Source organism: Polyangium mundeleinium (assembly GCF_028369105.1).
GTDB lineage: Bacteria > Myxococcota_A > Polyangia > Polyangiales > Polyangiaceae > Polyangium > Polyangium mundeleinium.
The window spans coordinates 2552926-2567855 of record NZ_JAQNDO010000001.1 but is presented as its reverse complement, the minus strand read 5'-3'; the positions used below and the strand labels follow the sequence as shown (position 1 = coordinate 2567855).

Genomic DNA, 14930 nt, shown 5'->3' with positions numbered 1-14930 from the left:
CTCGAGAACCAAAGGAACGCGCTGGATGGCCGAGCGCCGTCTCGAGCGGCGTGATGCCGTCGGGGGCATCGTGGTGGTCCGCATCGGTGTTCCTGTATGGCCCCCTGGCGTCGGGCCCTGGAAATGCCCGTTCATCATCCTGGGGCTTGGCGACGAATCGATTCAATTTGGTTACAGCGAAGATTCGATGGGGGCCATCCAGAATGCCTTGAGTGGCATTCGCAGCAAGCTCGTGCAGAGCGGAATTCCGCTTCGATGGGAGCTGGAGGGGGCTGAGGAAAATGACACTGGGTTTCAGATGGCTGTACCCTCCGCATATGGCCTCGGTTTTCAACAACACCTTGAAAAAATGATTGAAGCGGAGATGGAGGAGCGCGCCCGTCTCTTTCGCGAGCTCATCGAGCGTCGCAAGGCTCGACGCAAGGCGGCAACGAAGGCGCGGGCGAAGCCACGAACGAAATGAGTCTTGGAGAACGGACGAGCGCGGGCGCGCGGGTCTAGACCGGCGGCTCCTCGTTGTTCTCCCGCGCCGCGCGATTGCCGAGCTCCAGCAGGAGCGACCCGGGCAACGTCGTATTGATCTCCCGGCCTCTCCACCGCTCCTCGCTGTGACCCGGCGGCGGCAACATGCGCGCGATCGCCGTGGAGATCATCCCGAACAACCGCGGCATGAGGCCATGCAGGACCGGCAAGATCCGCCCCACGAGCCCGAGGTGCACCTCGCGTCGCCCTTCCCGCGCTGCGCGCACGATGCGCGCGGCCGCGACCCGCGCGTCAATCGAGAGCAGCGGCAACGACGAGAGCACACTGAACCAGGCGAACTCCTCCTTTTGCCGCCCGAGAAACTCCGCATTGTAGAACGAGCCCGTCCGCATCGGCCCCGGCACCACCGTCGTCACCTTCGTCCCACGCGCCCGAAGCTCGGCGGCGATCGCCTCCGAAAAACCCACCATCGCGAATTTCGAGGCCGTGTAGCCGAGCATGTGCGGCAGCGGCACGCGCCCGCCGACCGAGGTCACGTTCACGATCCGCGCGTCCGGCCCGAGGTGCGGCAGCGCCGCGAACGTCATGTGCACCGCGCTCCAGAAATTCGAGCGCATCGCCTCGTCGACTTTCGCCGTGTCCATCATGTCGAGCGGCGCCACCTGGATCACGCCCGCGTTGTTCACGAGCACGTCAATACGCCCGAACCGCGACACCACGCTCTCCACGAACGCAGCCGCATCCTCCGCCTTGCCGAGGTCACGCGCCTCGCCGAGCACGTCCGCGCCGTGCCGGCTGAGCAAGAGCCGCGTCGCACGATCCACGGCCTCCGCGTCCCGCCCGCAGATCGCGACGTGCGCCCCCTGCCGGACGAACTCCTCGGCCATGAGCAGCCCGAGCCCGCGCGACCCGCCGGTCACGACCGCGACCTTGCCTTCGAGGCGAATGGCGCGCGCCCGCCGAGCGAGCCAGCCGATCGACAAACCCAGCACCGACAGCCCGGCCAGCGCGGCCATCCGCGACATGCGCCCGTGTAGAAATCGCGCCACGGCTCCCCCCCTGGCTTTCGAGGGGCAAACCGCGTACCACGACGAACGGGCGCTCAGACCCGGTCGTCCATGCAATGTTACAACTGGAAAAACTGGCGGATCTTGGCGAGCAGCGCCGAGCTCTTCGCTTCGGCCTCGGCCCGCGTGCTCCGGGAGGCGCGCGCGGAGAGGTTCTCCTCCAGGGCGATCTGCCGATCGACGAGGGAGCGCGTGATCTGCTCGACGAGGCGCGGATCCGCGGCGAGCACCTCCTGGAAGGCGCCTTTGTTCAGCTCGACGAGCTCGCAGTCCGTCGTCGCTTTCACCGTGGCGGCGCGCTTCTCGCCCGTCATGAGCGACATTTCCCCGAAAAACTGCCCCGGGCCGAGCCGTGCCACTTCGGCGACGCTCCCGCCCTCGCCGCGGCCCACGATCACCGCGAGCTCGCCCTTCTGCACGATGTAGAGCTCGCTGCCCGTCTCGCCCTGCCGAATGACGGCCTCGCCGGGCATGAAATGGCACGTGCGCGAGAGCCCCGCGAGCCGCTCCAGCGAGGGCTCGGGCAGCGGCGCGAGGAAATCGACCGCCTTGAGCGCCGCCTTCCGGCGCCCCGTGTCCTGCTTCGCCTCCTCCGCGCGCGACTCCGCCGTCACCGCGTGCATGTGCACCGTGCGCATGCCGTACGGAATGGAGATGCCGGCGCGCTTGAACGCGTGCCAGATCCGGTGTCGCACCGTGGAGTCGATCCGGTCGCGCAGCGCGAAATCCTCGATGAAGTAATTGACGACGTACTCGATGCCATTGTCGTTGAATCCGCGCGTCTGCGCCGCGGGCGGCGGCTGCGAGAGGATGCCGGGGATTTCCTGAATCGACTGGAGCAGGGCCTCCTCCACGACGCGCGGCGAGGCATCGTAGGGCGCGTGCACCGTCACCGTGCGCCGCGCGATGTTCGTGGGCTTCGTGAAATTGCGGATCGTCGTCTTCGCGAGCACGCCGTTCGGGATGATGAGCTCGACTTGCTCCAGCGTGAGCACCGTCGTCGCGCGCCAGTTGATCTCGATCACCCGGCCGATGAGCTTCACATCGGCGTCGAGCCCGATCCAGTCGCCGACCTCGAACGGCCTCTGCGCCTGGATCGCAAGCCCGGCGAAGAGGTTGCCCAGCGTCTCCTGCAGCGACAGACCGATCACGGCCGTGAGCAGCGCCGACGTCGTGAGCAAGGAGCCGGGCTCGACGCCCACCTCGCGCAGCACGATCGCCAGCGCCCCGAGGTAAACGAGCCCCTGGACGATGTCGCGGATGATCCGCGGCAGCGGCTTCGACAAGCGCGCGCGGACGATCCCGTCGACGACGAGCACGAAGAGCGCGCGGGCCAGCGAGAAGAGCAGGAAACACAGGCCGAGGACCTCGAGCCCGCGCTCGATCTTCCCTTCCGGCAGAGGCAACCGGACGAGCAAGGTGAGGATGTGCAGCCCAAACAGCACGAGCGGCGTCCGCAGCGTGGCTTTTCGCTCGGCGCCCGGCAGGACGAGCGCGCAGAGGAGGAGCACCACCGCGCCGATGCCAATGCCGATCGCGCCCGTGCCGAGGGTATGGACGACGTGCTGGGAGAAGTCGGAGCTCACGTTTTGCAAGGAAAACCCGGTCTGGCGGCGCCCTCAGGGGCAGCCCTGGCCCGCCCCGTCACAATCGTTGAAACAGGACTGGCAAACGAGGCAGATCGCGGTCTCGTTGTAAAGATCGAGCCCGTCGGGGAACGTCTCCAGGCACTTGTTGAAGCAAGCCTGGTCCTGGCAGCCCGGCAGGCAATTGAGCAGGCCCTCGCAGTCCGGCACCGCGAGGCACTTGGTCCACAGCCCGTTGCACGCGCCGTTCGTCGAGCACTCGACACAAAACCCGCAATCGCCCTGGTTGTCGCAGGCCATGGGGCCGCTCGAGACGCTGCTGCTCACGACGCTCGGGCCGCCGGGGCCCGGGCCCACGCTCGACACGCTGGGGCCGGGGCCCACACTCGAAGTCATGGATGCGGGGCCGTCGGACGAGGACTGGCTCGCCCCGCCGGCCCCGCCCGTCCCCTCGCTCGGCGCGTCCACGACGACCTTCGCGCCGCAACCCGCGGCGAGCCCGAGCCCAAGGGCGACCATCGAAAAAGCGACGGCGTGCTTCATCGCGCGCAGCATACATCGGGTCGGTTGGGGGCCGGCAGGATCTTTCTTCCCCCGGGCGCCGGTTCGAGGCATGAATGGGGCGATGGGCGAGGCCCTCTCCCGCGTCCTGGATCCTGCCGCGCTCGACGCCTGCGACAAGCCACGCGGGCGGCACGTGATCGAGGTGCCGCGCGGCTGGGCCGGCGCCGTGATCGAGGTCGTGATCCCCGCGCGCGTCGCCTGCGCCCGCTGCGACGGCGGCGGCTGCGACGGGTGTGGTCGGCGCGGAGGCCACCGCGTCCCGGGGGATCCGACGGCGCGCCTCGTGCGCGTGCGCCTGCCGAGCGAGATGGAAGGCGGCGTCATGCTGCGGATCCTGCGGCCGTTTGGCGAGGATGGCGTGGGGATCGCGCAGCTCCACCTCGAAGCGCGCGCGGGCGCCGCCGCGAGCACGGGCGTCACGTGGTGCGAGGCCGCCGTGCCCGAAGAAGAGTCACGCATCGAGCGCGCCGAGCGCGCCGAACCTCGTGTCGCCGCGTCGCTCTTCGGCGCCCGGAAGGCCGCTGCCTACGCGACGATCGCCGTCGCGCTCGCCGCGCTCGTCGCGTTCGCCGTCGGGCGCTGACATCCGCTCGCAGCGGCGTGTACGATGCCGGCATGTTGCTCGGCTTCGGCCCTCGCGCACGCGCGTATGCCTCGTGGTCCACGTGGGTCCTCACCGCGGGGCTCGTCGCCGCTTGCGACAAACCTGCGACCGGCCCCACGCCCCCGGCCCCGTCCGCGTCGGCCTCCGCGCCCGCGCCCGCGCCCATCGCGGCGCCCCCAGAGCCACGGCCGGGCGAATACGACGAGCCGCGCCGCGTCCTCGCGCGCATCCAGGGCAACCTCGAACGCGTGGCCGACGGAAAGGAGCCCGTGAAATTGCCTCCCGGCGTGGAGGCGCACCCGTTCGATGCGCTCGTCGGGGCGTACAAGGCCGTGCTCGCGGGGGATCCGAGCGCAGCGGACAAACTCGCGGCGGTGGCCGAGCAGGCGCAATCGAAGCTCGACGCGCTCCTCGCCGCGGGGCGGCGTGAGGGCAACGGGGGCAAACCCAAGGACGGCGACACGGCCGATTACGTGCGTCGCGTCGGGGCGATCGCCAAGGCGAAAGCCAAGGGGCCCGAGGGGACGATGACTCAGCTCGTGGCCACGATGCGGCTCGTCGACGCCGCGCTCGTGCTCGCGAGTGCGGACGACTATCGGAACGTCGATTACGACCTCTTCAAGCGATCGGAGGGGTACGTCCTCCGCGAGACCGACCGATACCGCGACGGCGATTGGCTGCGTCTGCCCTGCCGCACGATCCTCGGCCGTCGTGCCCTCGTCGAGGGGGCCGCGAAGCGCCTGGACAAGGCCGCGGGCCCGGTCCTCGGCTGCCCCACGCCCGCGGGCCGGGAGCTCGATTTCGACCTGATGGAGCGCTTCGCGAAGGAGCCGGCCGCGAATGTGGCGGAGGTGCTCGCCAAGAAGCCCGAGCCGCCGAAGGAAGAGCTTGCTGCCGCTGAGCCAACGGCGCCGCCCGAGCCCTGGGATCACGACGCGGCGCTCCTCTACATGGGAGACAAACCCGACGCCGCAGAGAAGCCGCTCGAAGCGGCGGCGAAGAAGAGCACGGAGGGCAAGCTCGATTACGCGCTGTTCTTGCACGCGTTCCGGGCACAATCGGCCACGCGCGACGCGAAAATCAAGAACCTCCTCGGCGAGGTCGAGAAGATGAGCCGCGCGGCGGCGAAGAAACGCGACGACGAATTCATCCTGAAGGACGAATCGGTTGGTCTCCGCGCGTACGATGGCACGGACGAGAGCCTGCTCGGGATCCTCCGGGTCGCTTCCTCCACTGGGGCCGCGAATTCATCATCGGCCTTCTATGGCATCCCTTGCGCGGTGCTCGTCGCGCGGCCGAAGCTCCTCGAAGCAACGACGCCGCTCTTCGGGGGCAACCGCGACAATTTCCTCCCGCGCTCGGGTTGTAGCTGGGGGCGCGGCTTCGTGCGGGGCTTCCCCGACCGGGAGCTCGACGCGTACACGAAGGCGAGCGTCGAGGCCGACGGCAACTTCTACCTCAACCACGGCGGCACGCTCCGCTTCGCGCTGGCGGCCGCGCTCAAGGAGCAAGAGGAGACGATGCGGGTCGACCCGAAGAAGTTCCTCGCCAAACCCGAGCCGGCCATGGCGCCTTACGAGACCTGGTCGTACATGACGCCCGAGAGCCGTGCCATCTTCGGCCGGCTCTCCCGCCTCGCCGAGGCCCTGGAGAAGAAGCTCGTCGCCCATTATCAGACCCGTGGCCTCGACGAGAAGCAGGCGAAACACGCCGCGCACGTGGGCCTGTTCGAGGCCGTCTGGGGCGCCTCGTGCGGGGACGCGCCGCCGCGCCGCTCCTTGCGCAAGCTCGTCACGGACGGCGCGCCGGCCGCGGAGCTCCGCGTATTCATCCAGGCCGGCGAGCCCCAAAACGCCGCGCGCCTCGCGCCCTTCGAGACCTGCGCGAAGACCACGGGCAAGGATCCGCTCGTGCACATGGCGGTGCTGAACCCCGCAGCGCTGCCGGTCCTGTGGGAGATCTCGGTCGAACCCGGGAAGGAGAGCGAGCTCGACCTCGTGGTCGATCCGAACGCGCCGAACGATTTCGGAAAAACCCCGCTCATGGCGGCCGCGCAGCAGGACCGCGTGGAGGCCGCGCGCCTCCTGCTCCAGCGCGGCGCGGCCGTGGATCGGACGACGTTTCAGCCGCACGATCCCAGGCTCGCGAGCGACGCGCGCACCGCGCTCATGTACGCGGCCGCGCGTGGCTCGCTGCCGATGATCCGGCTCTTGCTCGACGCGGGCGCCGACAAATACGCGGCCGATACGAAGGGCCGGCGCGCGTTGCATTACCTGCTCGGCCACGGGCCGGTGCCGGCGAACCGTGTCCTTTCACCGGTGGAGCTTACCGAGGCGGCGAAGCTCCTCTTCTGAAGGCAAGATCGGCGAAGGCTCCCCCGGCGAGACAATCCACACCCGCCGCATCGCGCGCGTCACGGCCACGTGGAGCGCTCGCCGATGCTCGGGAGCGTCCGGCCAAACCTTCGCGCTCGCGTCCGGGATGATCACATAATCGAACTCGAGCCCCTTCACCTCGGAGACCTCGGTCACCTCGATCCCCGGCCCGAACGAAAAATCCCCGTCCCGCACGAGGCGGCACGGCATGCCTCGGGAGACGGCCTCGTGCACGGCCCGCGCGGAAGGCTCGTCGCGCGCGATCACCGCCACGGAGGCATAGGGATCGTCGGCGCGCAAGTGCCGCAGTGCCTCGCAAAGGACCGACGCAGCGTGCCCCTCGCCGGCCGTGATCGTCCGCAGCACGTCCGCGCCTTCCCGCGGCGCGCGCGGCACCTCCGCGGGCGCGTCGGCGCCGAGGATCACGTGGGCAAATTCCACGACGGGCCGCGGCGAGCGGTACGACGTCTCCAGGAATGCCGGCTCGCTCCGCACGGCGAGCGCCTCCATCACGGCCTCCCACGAGCGGAAATGGCCCGACCGATCGATCCGCTGCGCCGCATCCCCGGCCACCGTCACGCTCCCCTCGGGATCGAGCGCGCGCCCAATCACGCGGAGCTCGATCGGCGCGAGCTCCTGGGCCTCGTCGAGCACGATGTGCGCATATCGCGACAACGCTCCGGCCCGCGTCGCGCTCGCGCCCGTCCGGCGGTGGAGCAATTCGAAGAGGAGCGCATAATCCTCCACGTCCACCGTGCCCGACGTCTCCTCGGGCGTGCCGGCGTCGAGCGTCCGCCCATCGAGCGTGGCGAGCCTGTCCGCGTCCACGTGCGCATAGGCCTCCTCGCTCGTCATCGCGAGCTGCTGCTTCGTGTGCGCCGCGACCTGCTCCACGATCCCCGCGGGAAGATCGCCCTCCGACGCCTCGACCGCGCGCGCGAGCAGCGCCCGATCCCCGACGAGCCGGCGGTGATCCCCCCGCACCCGCGCGAGTTTGTCCTGCTCCTCGGCGAGCGCCTCGCGGAGGAGCCGCCCCTTCTCGCCGGTCGTTTCTCGCGCCAACCCCGCCTCGATCGCCCGCAGCCGGTCTCGCAGGAGGGGCTCGTCCCGCGCTTCGAGCGCCTTCCGGAGCGCGCCGCGGAAGCCGAGCAGGCGGTCGAGCTTGCGCGCGATCGCGCTCGTGCCCTCGTCGATCAGCCGATCGATCGCCGCGAAAAGCGCGGGATGCCGCTTGAGGCGGCTCGCTGCGAACGGCGGATCCGGCGGCTCATGGTGCGGCAACCACGAAAACACGCGGCGTGCCTCGGCGCGGATCCAGTCCTCGAACGTGCGGACGAAGACGCCCTCCACGGCGAGCCCTTCCAGGATCCGCTCGGACAAACGACGGAGCCCCGGCTCGGGCACGAGCACGAGCATACGTTTGGCCGGAAAGACCTCCGGGAACCGCTGGCGCAGCGCGGCCACGCGGTGCAGCGCCACCGTGGTTTTTCCCGAGCCGGCCGAGCCGAGCACGAGCAGCGGCGCGCGTGGCTCCCGATCGACGAGGGCCTGCTGCTCGGCGTCGAGCGTGATGAACGGATTGCGTGTCTCCGGCGTCCGCCGCGGCGACGTGGGATCCACGAGCCGCGGGGCCCATGCGCGTGGCTCGAAGCGCCAGGTCTCCCCCTCGTGCAGCAGCACGCCGCCCGGGACGGTGATGCTCGCGAGCGCCCCGCCCTCGAACGTCAAGAGGCGCCGCTCTTCGACTTTGCCCTCGATGACACGGCCATCCACCTCGATCTCGTAGTCCTCGCCCTCCTCGCACGAGAAAAACACCTCGGCGATCGGCGATTTTCGCCATTCCACGATCGTGACGCCGCGCTTGCCGTCGAGCAGCGGCGCCGCGCCGAGCAGCACGTCTCGGACGCGGCCCGCCACGCGGACGCGCAGATGCGCGAAATAAGGCGCCGCCGGATCTGGCAGCGTGTCCACGCGCGCCCGCGAAAGCCGTGCCCGCTCCTCGTGCATTTGCGCGAGCAGCGCCGGCCTATCCTCTTCTCCTGCCGTGTTCCATTCGTCCCGGAGCGCGCGCAGGCCCTCCCCGTCCGGCCGCGCGCCTCTGCGAGGGCCTCGCGCCTCTGCGAGGGCCTCTTGTGTCCGCGCGAGGAGCCGGAGCTCCTCGGCGACAATAGGCCCGGGTTCGCTGGAAAAGGGCCGTTCGCCCGTACCTTCCATGCTCCCTCCCGCCGGGTGACGGAAAGGTCACCGGCGAGGCGGAAACTACGGGCGAGGCCCCTTTCGAGCAAGACTTGAAAACGAGAATGTTTTTGCTAAGATGTATGGCGTTGGTGAGGGGGACGATTCGTCACTCGGTGACGTAGACGGTGCCGAGGCACATCTCGTCGTTCGTCCCCTCGCCCCAGTTGATGTCGTACATCTCGGGGTTGTCCCAGGTGCACTTCAGGTGGAGTTGATCGCCCGGCTCGAAGCGGGTGGGCGCCTTCAGGCGATAGCTCCCCTGCCAGTGGAAATTCCAGTCCGGGATGTCGAGGAGGCATTCCTCCGCGCCGCCGCGCACGAGCTGGAGCGAGCTGCTTTTGCCGCGCGTGTGCATGTGCAAGCCGCCGCTGTAAATGTTGACGGGCGTGTTCGACGGCAGCGCGCCGCCCGTGGCGAGGCTCAAGTACGCCGTCGGATCGGCCGTGACCTCGTGGACGATGTCGCTCGTGTGCGCGGGGAGCGTCATCGTCTGCTGCGTGACCCAGGAGATCTTCGTGAACGGCATGATCGCGGCCTTCTTCTCCACGGTCTTGTCCGTGCGCACGAGGATCTTCGTCCGATCCGGGACCGGCGCCGCCGACAACGTGTTGTAATGCATTTGCACGATGAGCTTCGAGCCCGGGGGAATCTCGATGCCCGTGCCCTCCGGATAATCGGCGCCGGTGCTGCCAGGCACCCACGCGCCGACCCAGCCCGCAGACGAAGGCCCGCCGCCGGGGCCGCCATAGCAGGTCCAGCCGACGCCCGGCTCGGCGTCGTCGAGCGCCTGAAAATCCGCGAGTTTGTCCGGCTTCGCCACGAACGCGATGACGTGATGGACGATCGGCCGCTCGCCGGGCTCGACGCCGAGGCCCGTGATGTACGTCGTCTCCTGCGCGGGCCAGTCGACGAAGAAGCAATGGTAATCGTCCGGCGAGATTTTCGGCGTGTAGGCCTCGGGAATCGGCAATTCGAGGTCGATGCGGGAGAGCGTCTCCGCGGTGTCCTCCACGGGCACGGGCGCGTCCGCGGGGTTGCCCTCGGGCGCCCCGTCCGCTATCCAGCGCGTGATCGTGCCGATCTGCTCGTCCGTGAGCGAGCGATCGCCGAGGTAATCGTTGCAATCGTTGTCCGCGGGCCAGGGCGGCATCGTTTTCGCCACGACGGCGGCCTCGACGGCCCCGCGCATCGCCTGCACCTCCTCGTACGTCGTGAGCGCGAAGGGGCCGACGCCGCCCTCGGCGTGGCATTTTCCGCATTTCGTGTCGACGAGCGGCTTCACGTCGCGATGGTACGTCGGTCCCCCCGCCGCGGGCGTGCCCGGCCCGCCGCTGCTTCCACCATTCGTGCAACCCGCCACAACGCCGAGCCCCACGAGCACACACGCAATCCGGACGCCGTCGAAAGCAAGCATGTTCTCCTCCTTTACCGCGGTTGATTCCGCGCCGCGCGCTCGAGCATTCCTTCGAGCTCGATCCACACGGCGCGGGTGGCCTCGTCCACCGAGAGCTCCTGGTTCCTCCGGAGCTCCTCCCACATCAAAAAACTCGCCGCCGCCGCGAGACCCCCGAGCAGCACGCCCCGCATCTCCTCCGGCGCCGCCTCGATCTCGGGCTCGAACACCGCGCGAATGGCGGCCCGGTGCATGCGCGCTGCCTCGCGGAGCTGTCCCGCGAGGAATGCCGAGTCGTATGAGAACAGCACAGCCGCGCGGCGCACGGGCGCGACGAGCTCGTGGAACCGACAAATCCCCTCGGCGAGGGCTCGCGCCCGCTCCGCCGCCGTCCCCTCCCGCGAGAGCTTCGGCCAGAGCGCCATGACCGTCTCCATCCGGCGCCGCGCCGCACACGCGAGCAGGTCGTCGAGGTCCGTGAAATGGTTGAAGATCGCCCGCCGCGACACCCCCGCGCGCTCGGCGATTTGCTCGGCCGAAGGACGCACGACGCCCTCTGAAAGCAGCGCGAGCAGCGCCTCCACGATCGCCTCCCGCGTGCGCTCGGCCCGCGCGTGTCGCCCATCGGCCTGCGTCTGCGTGGCGGGCTCCTTCGCGTGGGTCACGAGGACCACTCTACCTATATGCACTCATGGTGCAAGTAGTTTTTTTGCACGCCGAGTGCATGTTCTCTCGTGTTAGAGGCCTCGCATGCCCGACGTCCACCTCGAACGCGACGGCGCCGTCGCCACGCTCGTCCTCGACGACGCCCGCCGCAAAAACGCCATGAGCCCCGAACTCGGGGACGCACTCGCCGCGCGCGTCCGCGAGATCTCGCGTGATGCCTCCGTGCGCGCCGTCGTGCTCGCGGGCGCGGGCGACGCGTTTTCCGCGGGCGGCGACCTCGCCATGCTCGAACGCCTGCGCGCCGCGAGCTTCGCGGAGGCGCGGGCCTTCATGCTCGGGTTTTACCATCGGTATCTGTCGATCACGGAACTCGATGTGCCCGTCGTCGCGGCCGTGCGGGGCCCGGCGATCGGCGCGGGGCTCTGCGTCGCGCTCGCCGCCGACCTCGTCGTCGTCGACGAAGACAGCCGGCTCGCGCTGAATTTCGCCTCGCTCGGCCTGCACCCGGGGATGGGCGCGACGTACCTCGTTCCACGCCGCGCGGGCGCCGAGCGCGCCGCGGAGCTTCTGCTCACCGGCCGCCGCTTCACGGGGCGCGACGCCGCCGCCTGGGGCATGGCCCTCGAAGCGCTCCCCGGCGATCGCGTGCGCCCCCGCGCCGCCGAGCTCGCCGCGCAGATCGCGGAATCAGCCCCGCTCGTGGTGCACGCGCTGAAACGATCCCTCGGCATTCACCGCGGCGCGCTCGCTGAGGCCCTCGACCGCGAGGCCTACGAGCAGGCCGTGAGTTATGCGAGCGAGGATCTCGGCGAAGGCCTCAAGGCCGCGAGCGAGAAACGAAAGCCTGCCTTCTCCGGTCGCTGAATCCGCGATTCACGCGTTTCCCGCGGTCCGTCCCCGCGGCCGCGCGCCCGCCGCCCGCGCCGGCACGCGCATGCAGGCGCGCAGCGCGGCGCGCAGATCCGGCCACATGCGCGTGCCGCCGAGGTCGGCCGAAAGCGAGACGAGCGCCTGCGCCACCTTCGGCTGAATGCCCGAAAGCGCGCCGTCGGCGCCAAGAAGCTGCACGGCCCGCAGGATGCGCACGATGTGCTCGGCCACGGCCCCGTCGACCTCCTCCACCGCCGTGAGATCGATGATCACGTGCTGGCTCTGCGTCCGCACCACGGTATCGAGCAATCCCTGCATGATTCGCTCGGCGCGCTGATCGTCGAGCACGCCCACCACGGGGAGCGTGATCACGCCGTCCCATACCTCGATGATCGGTAACGAGAGGTGCTGGATCTGCTCCTTTTGCTCGGCGATGACGCGGAGCTTGTCCTCGATCTCCTGCTTCGCCTTCATGCGCGCCGTCACGTCCGTGATGAACCCCTCGAGCGCGACGAGCGCGCCCGACGCGTCGAATACGCCGCGCCCCTCCTCCTCCACCCATCGCAGCTCACCGGATTTTGGAAAGATGCGATATTTCAGGCTGTAGGGGATACGTGCTGCGACCGCCGCATGAATTTCGCCCCACACGCGCTCGGTGTCCTCCGGGTGGATGAGGGCGGCGACCGAGACCCCAGCGGCCTCGCCGACCAGCTCGTCGGCCTTGTACCCACAGATGAGCTCACAACCCGCGCTCACGAACTCCATGGTGTACCGTTCGTCGTTGCGACACCGGTAGACCATGCCCTGCAGGTTCCCGAGCAGCGTGCCGAGGAACCGCTCCCGCTCCCGCGCCTCGGCCTCCGCGCGCCAGAGCGCGGTCACGTCGTGCGCGACAATGCGGAAGAGCCGATGTTCGGCGAAGGAGACCCCGCGCCATTCGAGCCAGCGCAGATCTCCCTCGGGCCGCACGAGCGGGAGATCAAAGGAAACGATGTCCCGTGTCGTCCCGCGCGCGAGCGCCGCCGACGCCTCCACGCGGGCGTCCGGCGCGAAGAGCGCGACGAGCCCCGCGGCTTGGAGCTCGTCCTCGCTCCGCCCGGCGACCTGACAAAACGCCGGGTTCGCGCAGACGATCCCCCCGTCGAAATCCACTTCGAGGCAGGGAGCGGACTGGAAACGGAAAAATCGCTCGGCACTGGGATCTCGATGCGTCGTCATACAAATGGCACGCGGGTCCGAGATCCATCTCAACCGCGGGGTAGACCCAGGTCAAGACCAACCAGCGCGAAATCGTGCGCGAAGAAAAGTGTCAACCGCGCAACGCCGCCATTGCGACAGCCGGGATACGCCCCCATCCAGGGCGGGCATAATACCGAAGCAGCCGCTCCGCCGTGACGGCCATATTGCGGTGATCGTAGAAGAAGGGTGGCCGTGGAAACGTCTTCAGCGGTCCCCGAAGAACCGCCTTCTCGATACGCCCGAGCATGACGGTGTTGTGGACGAATCCGATGCCGCTCTTCACGTCGGCGAGCGTCACGCTCGGATGACCCCCCCAGGGCGCCGTGACGGTCCCGTACACCAGGCCGGGCCAGTGATTCACGGCGACGGCGCCATAACGGAGCTCGTCGATGGCACGCTCCAAGGCAGCCCCGACGACAGGATCTTCTTCCAGAATGTTCGGACAAACGATCGACGCGGAGAGCGTGCCCCAAAGGGTTTCGTTGCAGAAGCGCGTCGCGGCGGCGAGGAACTCGGCCGGATCCTGGGAGCCGACCGACACCTCGCTGACGATGCCGCAGAAGGGCTCGGTCGAAAACAGCGGCTCGCGCGCGTCCGCCGCGTCGAGATCGGTGATCATCGTCCAGGGCAAGGTCCCGGGGCTCGCCTCGCCGACCAAGCGGACGTGGTCGTGCCCCTTCACGAGCGAAGCGTGGCGCAGCGGCGCGCCCGGGTAATACGCCTTCCTCGGGCGAACCTCGCCGAGGGCCTGCTGGAGTTTGTCGAGGAACAGGTCCCGCTGCGCCCAGCCGCGGGCGAGGACGAGCATCTTGGCGGCGTTGCAGTTGAACGAGGCGTTGTTGACGATCTGCGTGGCGATGCTGCGTGCCTGGAACCAGAGCTCGTCCTCGGCGTAGAGGTACGGCACGACGACGACGGGGCTCACGTTGCCGAGCTCCGAGGTGATGGGCTTCTTCAGGACGGGATCGTTCGCCGCGCGCCGGGCGTCCTGCTCCGCCCCGGGTTTGCCCCACACGATGATGTCGTGCGTGTGCTGCGAGCCCGTGATGTGCACATGCGAGACCAGGCGATGCGACGCGAGGTAGCTGCCGACCTCCGGCCCGCCGTGCACGATCCGGACGAACCCGCGCGAGACGAGCGGCGCGAGCATGTCTTCGAGGATCGGCCCGAGGTACGCGTTGACCGGGCTCGTCTTCAGGAGGACGACACGGCCCTCGTTGAAGAGGGTGTGCAGCGTATCCATCGGCCCGATGCTCGCGACGTTGCCCGCGCCGAGCACGAGCGAGACGCCGCCCTCGGGGTCGGCTTGCCGGTAAAACGCGGCCTGCTCGGCGCGGACATCGGCGCGGCGGACGCCACGTTCGAGGTGTACGTCGCAGGTGAACCCCGAGAGCAGCGCGCCGTCCGAGCCGCGCATGGGGAAGACGCGGACCTTCGTGCGGCCGTCGTCTTCACGGACGGCGCGGAAGGGCAGGCGGGGCGCGCCGCGCGCGGCGATCTGGTCGAGGGCGTCGGCGAGGGCGGCGACGTTGCTCGCGATGGTGCAGGGGCCGGCGAGCCACTCCTCGCCGGCGATGGGGGCGGCGGGGTCGATGCCTTTTTCGAGGCAGCTCGCCTGGACCATTCGCAGGGCGGCGGCCTCGACGCGCGGCAGGACCTCCTCGCGCAGGAGCCGGGCCTTGTCCCGCGGGGGCAAACGCGCGAAGGCGCGGGCGCTGTCACCGAGCTCGGCGAGGGCGCGGTCGAGGTCGTTGTGGCTGGGCTCCACGCGGGACACGGGGCGGTCTTCGGCGACGCTGACGGTCATGAGGGGCGCGAGGGTAGCCCAGGCGGCCGAGGGATTCG

General features: G+C 69.4%; 12 protein-coding genes. 4 read left to right on the top strand and 8 right to left on the bottom strand.

Translation table 11 applies throughout. From position 1 onward, the window contains the following. Nucleotides 1-25 precede the first annotated feature (25 nt). Entirely contained in the window at nucleotides 26-463 is a 438-nt protein-coding gene (locus POL67_RS10390; RefSeq protein WP_271917083.1) for a DUF6968 family protein, read from the top strand. Between the two features lie 34 nt (nucleotides 464-497). Here the strand turns inward: POL67_RS10390 and POL67_RS10385 are convergent, their stop codons facing one another. The 3 genes from POL67_RS10385 to POL67_RS10375 form a co-directional block, all read right to left on the bottom strand. After that, entirely contained in the window at nucleotides 498-1532 is a 1035-nt protein-coding gene (locus tag POL67_RS10385) for an SDR family NAD(P)-dependent oxidoreductase (RefSeq protein ID WP_271917082.1), read from the bottom strand. A 77-nt stretch (nucleotides 1533-1609) separates the two neighbouring features. Then, nucleotides 1610-3136 carry a mechanosensitive ion channel family protein gene (locus POL67_RS10380; protein WP_271917081.1) on the bottom strand — a complete coding sequence of 509 codons (1527 nt, stop codon included), beginning with the start codon at nucleotides 3134-3136 and terminating at the stop codon, nucleotides 1610-1612. A 33-nt stretch (nucleotides 3137-3169) separates the two neighbouring features. Then, nucleotides 3170-3679 carry a hypothetical protein gene (locus POL67_RS10375; protein ID WP_271917080.1) on the bottom strand — a complete coding sequence of 170 codons (510 nt, stop codon included), beginning with the start codon at nucleotides 3677-3679 and terminating at the stop codon, nucleotides 3170-3172. 70 nt (nucleotides 3680-3749) lie between these two features. Between POL67_RS10375 and POL67_RS10370 the strand changes: the two genes are divergently transcribed. Together POL67_RS10370 and POL67_RS10365 are read left to right on the top strand one after the other, a co-directional pair. Then, nucleotides 3750-4283, top strand: a complete 534-nt coding sequence (locus POL67_RS10370; protein WP_271917079.1) for a hypothetical protein — start codon at nucleotides 3750-3752, stop codon at nucleotides 4281-4283. Nucleotides 4284-4315: 32 nt separating this feature from the next. After that, complete coding sequence (locus POL67_RS10365; protein WP_271917078.1) at nucleotides 4316-6658, top strand: ankyrin repeat domain-containing protein; 2343 nt, start codon at nucleotides 4316-4318, stop codon at nucleotides 6656-6658. Here the strand turns inward: POL67_RS10365 and POL67_RS10360 are convergent. The 3 genes from POL67_RS10360 to POL67_RS10350 form a co-directional block, all read right to left on the bottom strand. Next, nucleotides 6617-8893: an ATP-binding domain-containing protein gene (locus POL67_RS10360; RefSeq protein WP_271917077.1), complete on the bottom strand. Its 2277-nt coding sequence runs from the start codon at nucleotides 8891-8893 to the stop codon at nucleotides 6617-6619. The genes POL67_RS10365 and POL67_RS10360 overlap by 42 nt on opposite strands. 130 nt (nucleotides 8894-9023) lie before the next feature. Beyond that, complete coding sequence (locus POL67_RS10355) at nucleotides 9024-10331, bottom strand: monooxygenase (RefSeq protein ID WP_271917076.1); 1308 nt, start codon at nucleotides 10329-10331, stop codon at nucleotides 9024-9026. A gap of 11 nt (nucleotides 10332-10342) precedes the next feature. After that, the gene (locus POL67_RS10350) at nucleotides 10343-10975 is read right to left on the bottom strand and encodes a TetR/AcrR family transcriptional regulator (protein ID WP_271917075.1); all 633 of its coding nucleotides are present in this window, start codon (nucleotides 10973-10975) and stop codon (nucleotides 10343-10345) included. Between the two features lie 85 nt (nucleotides 10976-11060). Between POL67_RS10350 and POL67_RS10345 the strand changes: the two genes are divergently transcribed. Next, nucleotides 11061-11840 carry an enoyl-CoA hydratase/isomerase family protein gene (locus POL67_RS10345; protein WP_271917074.1) on the top strand — a complete coding sequence of 260 codons (780 nt, stop codon included), beginning with the start codon at nucleotides 11061-11063 and terminating at the stop codon, nucleotides 11838-11840. Between the two features lie 9 nt (nucleotides 11841-11849). Here the strand turns inward: POL67_RS10345 and POL67_RS10340 are convergent, their stop codons facing one another. Next, entirely contained in the window at nucleotides 11850-13064 is a 1215-nt protein-coding gene (locus tag POL67_RS10340) for a PAS domain-containing protein (protein ID WP_271917073.1), read from the bottom strand. A gap of 91 nt (nucleotides 13065-13155) precedes the next feature. Next, nucleotides 13156-14892 (bottom strand): aldehyde dehydrogenase family protein, encoded by a 1737-nt coding sequence (locus POL67_RS10335; protein WP_271917072.1) that lies wholly within the window; start codon nucleotides 14890-14892, stop codon nucleotides 13156-13158. Between the last annotated feature and the right edge of the window lie 38 nt (nucleotides 14893-14930).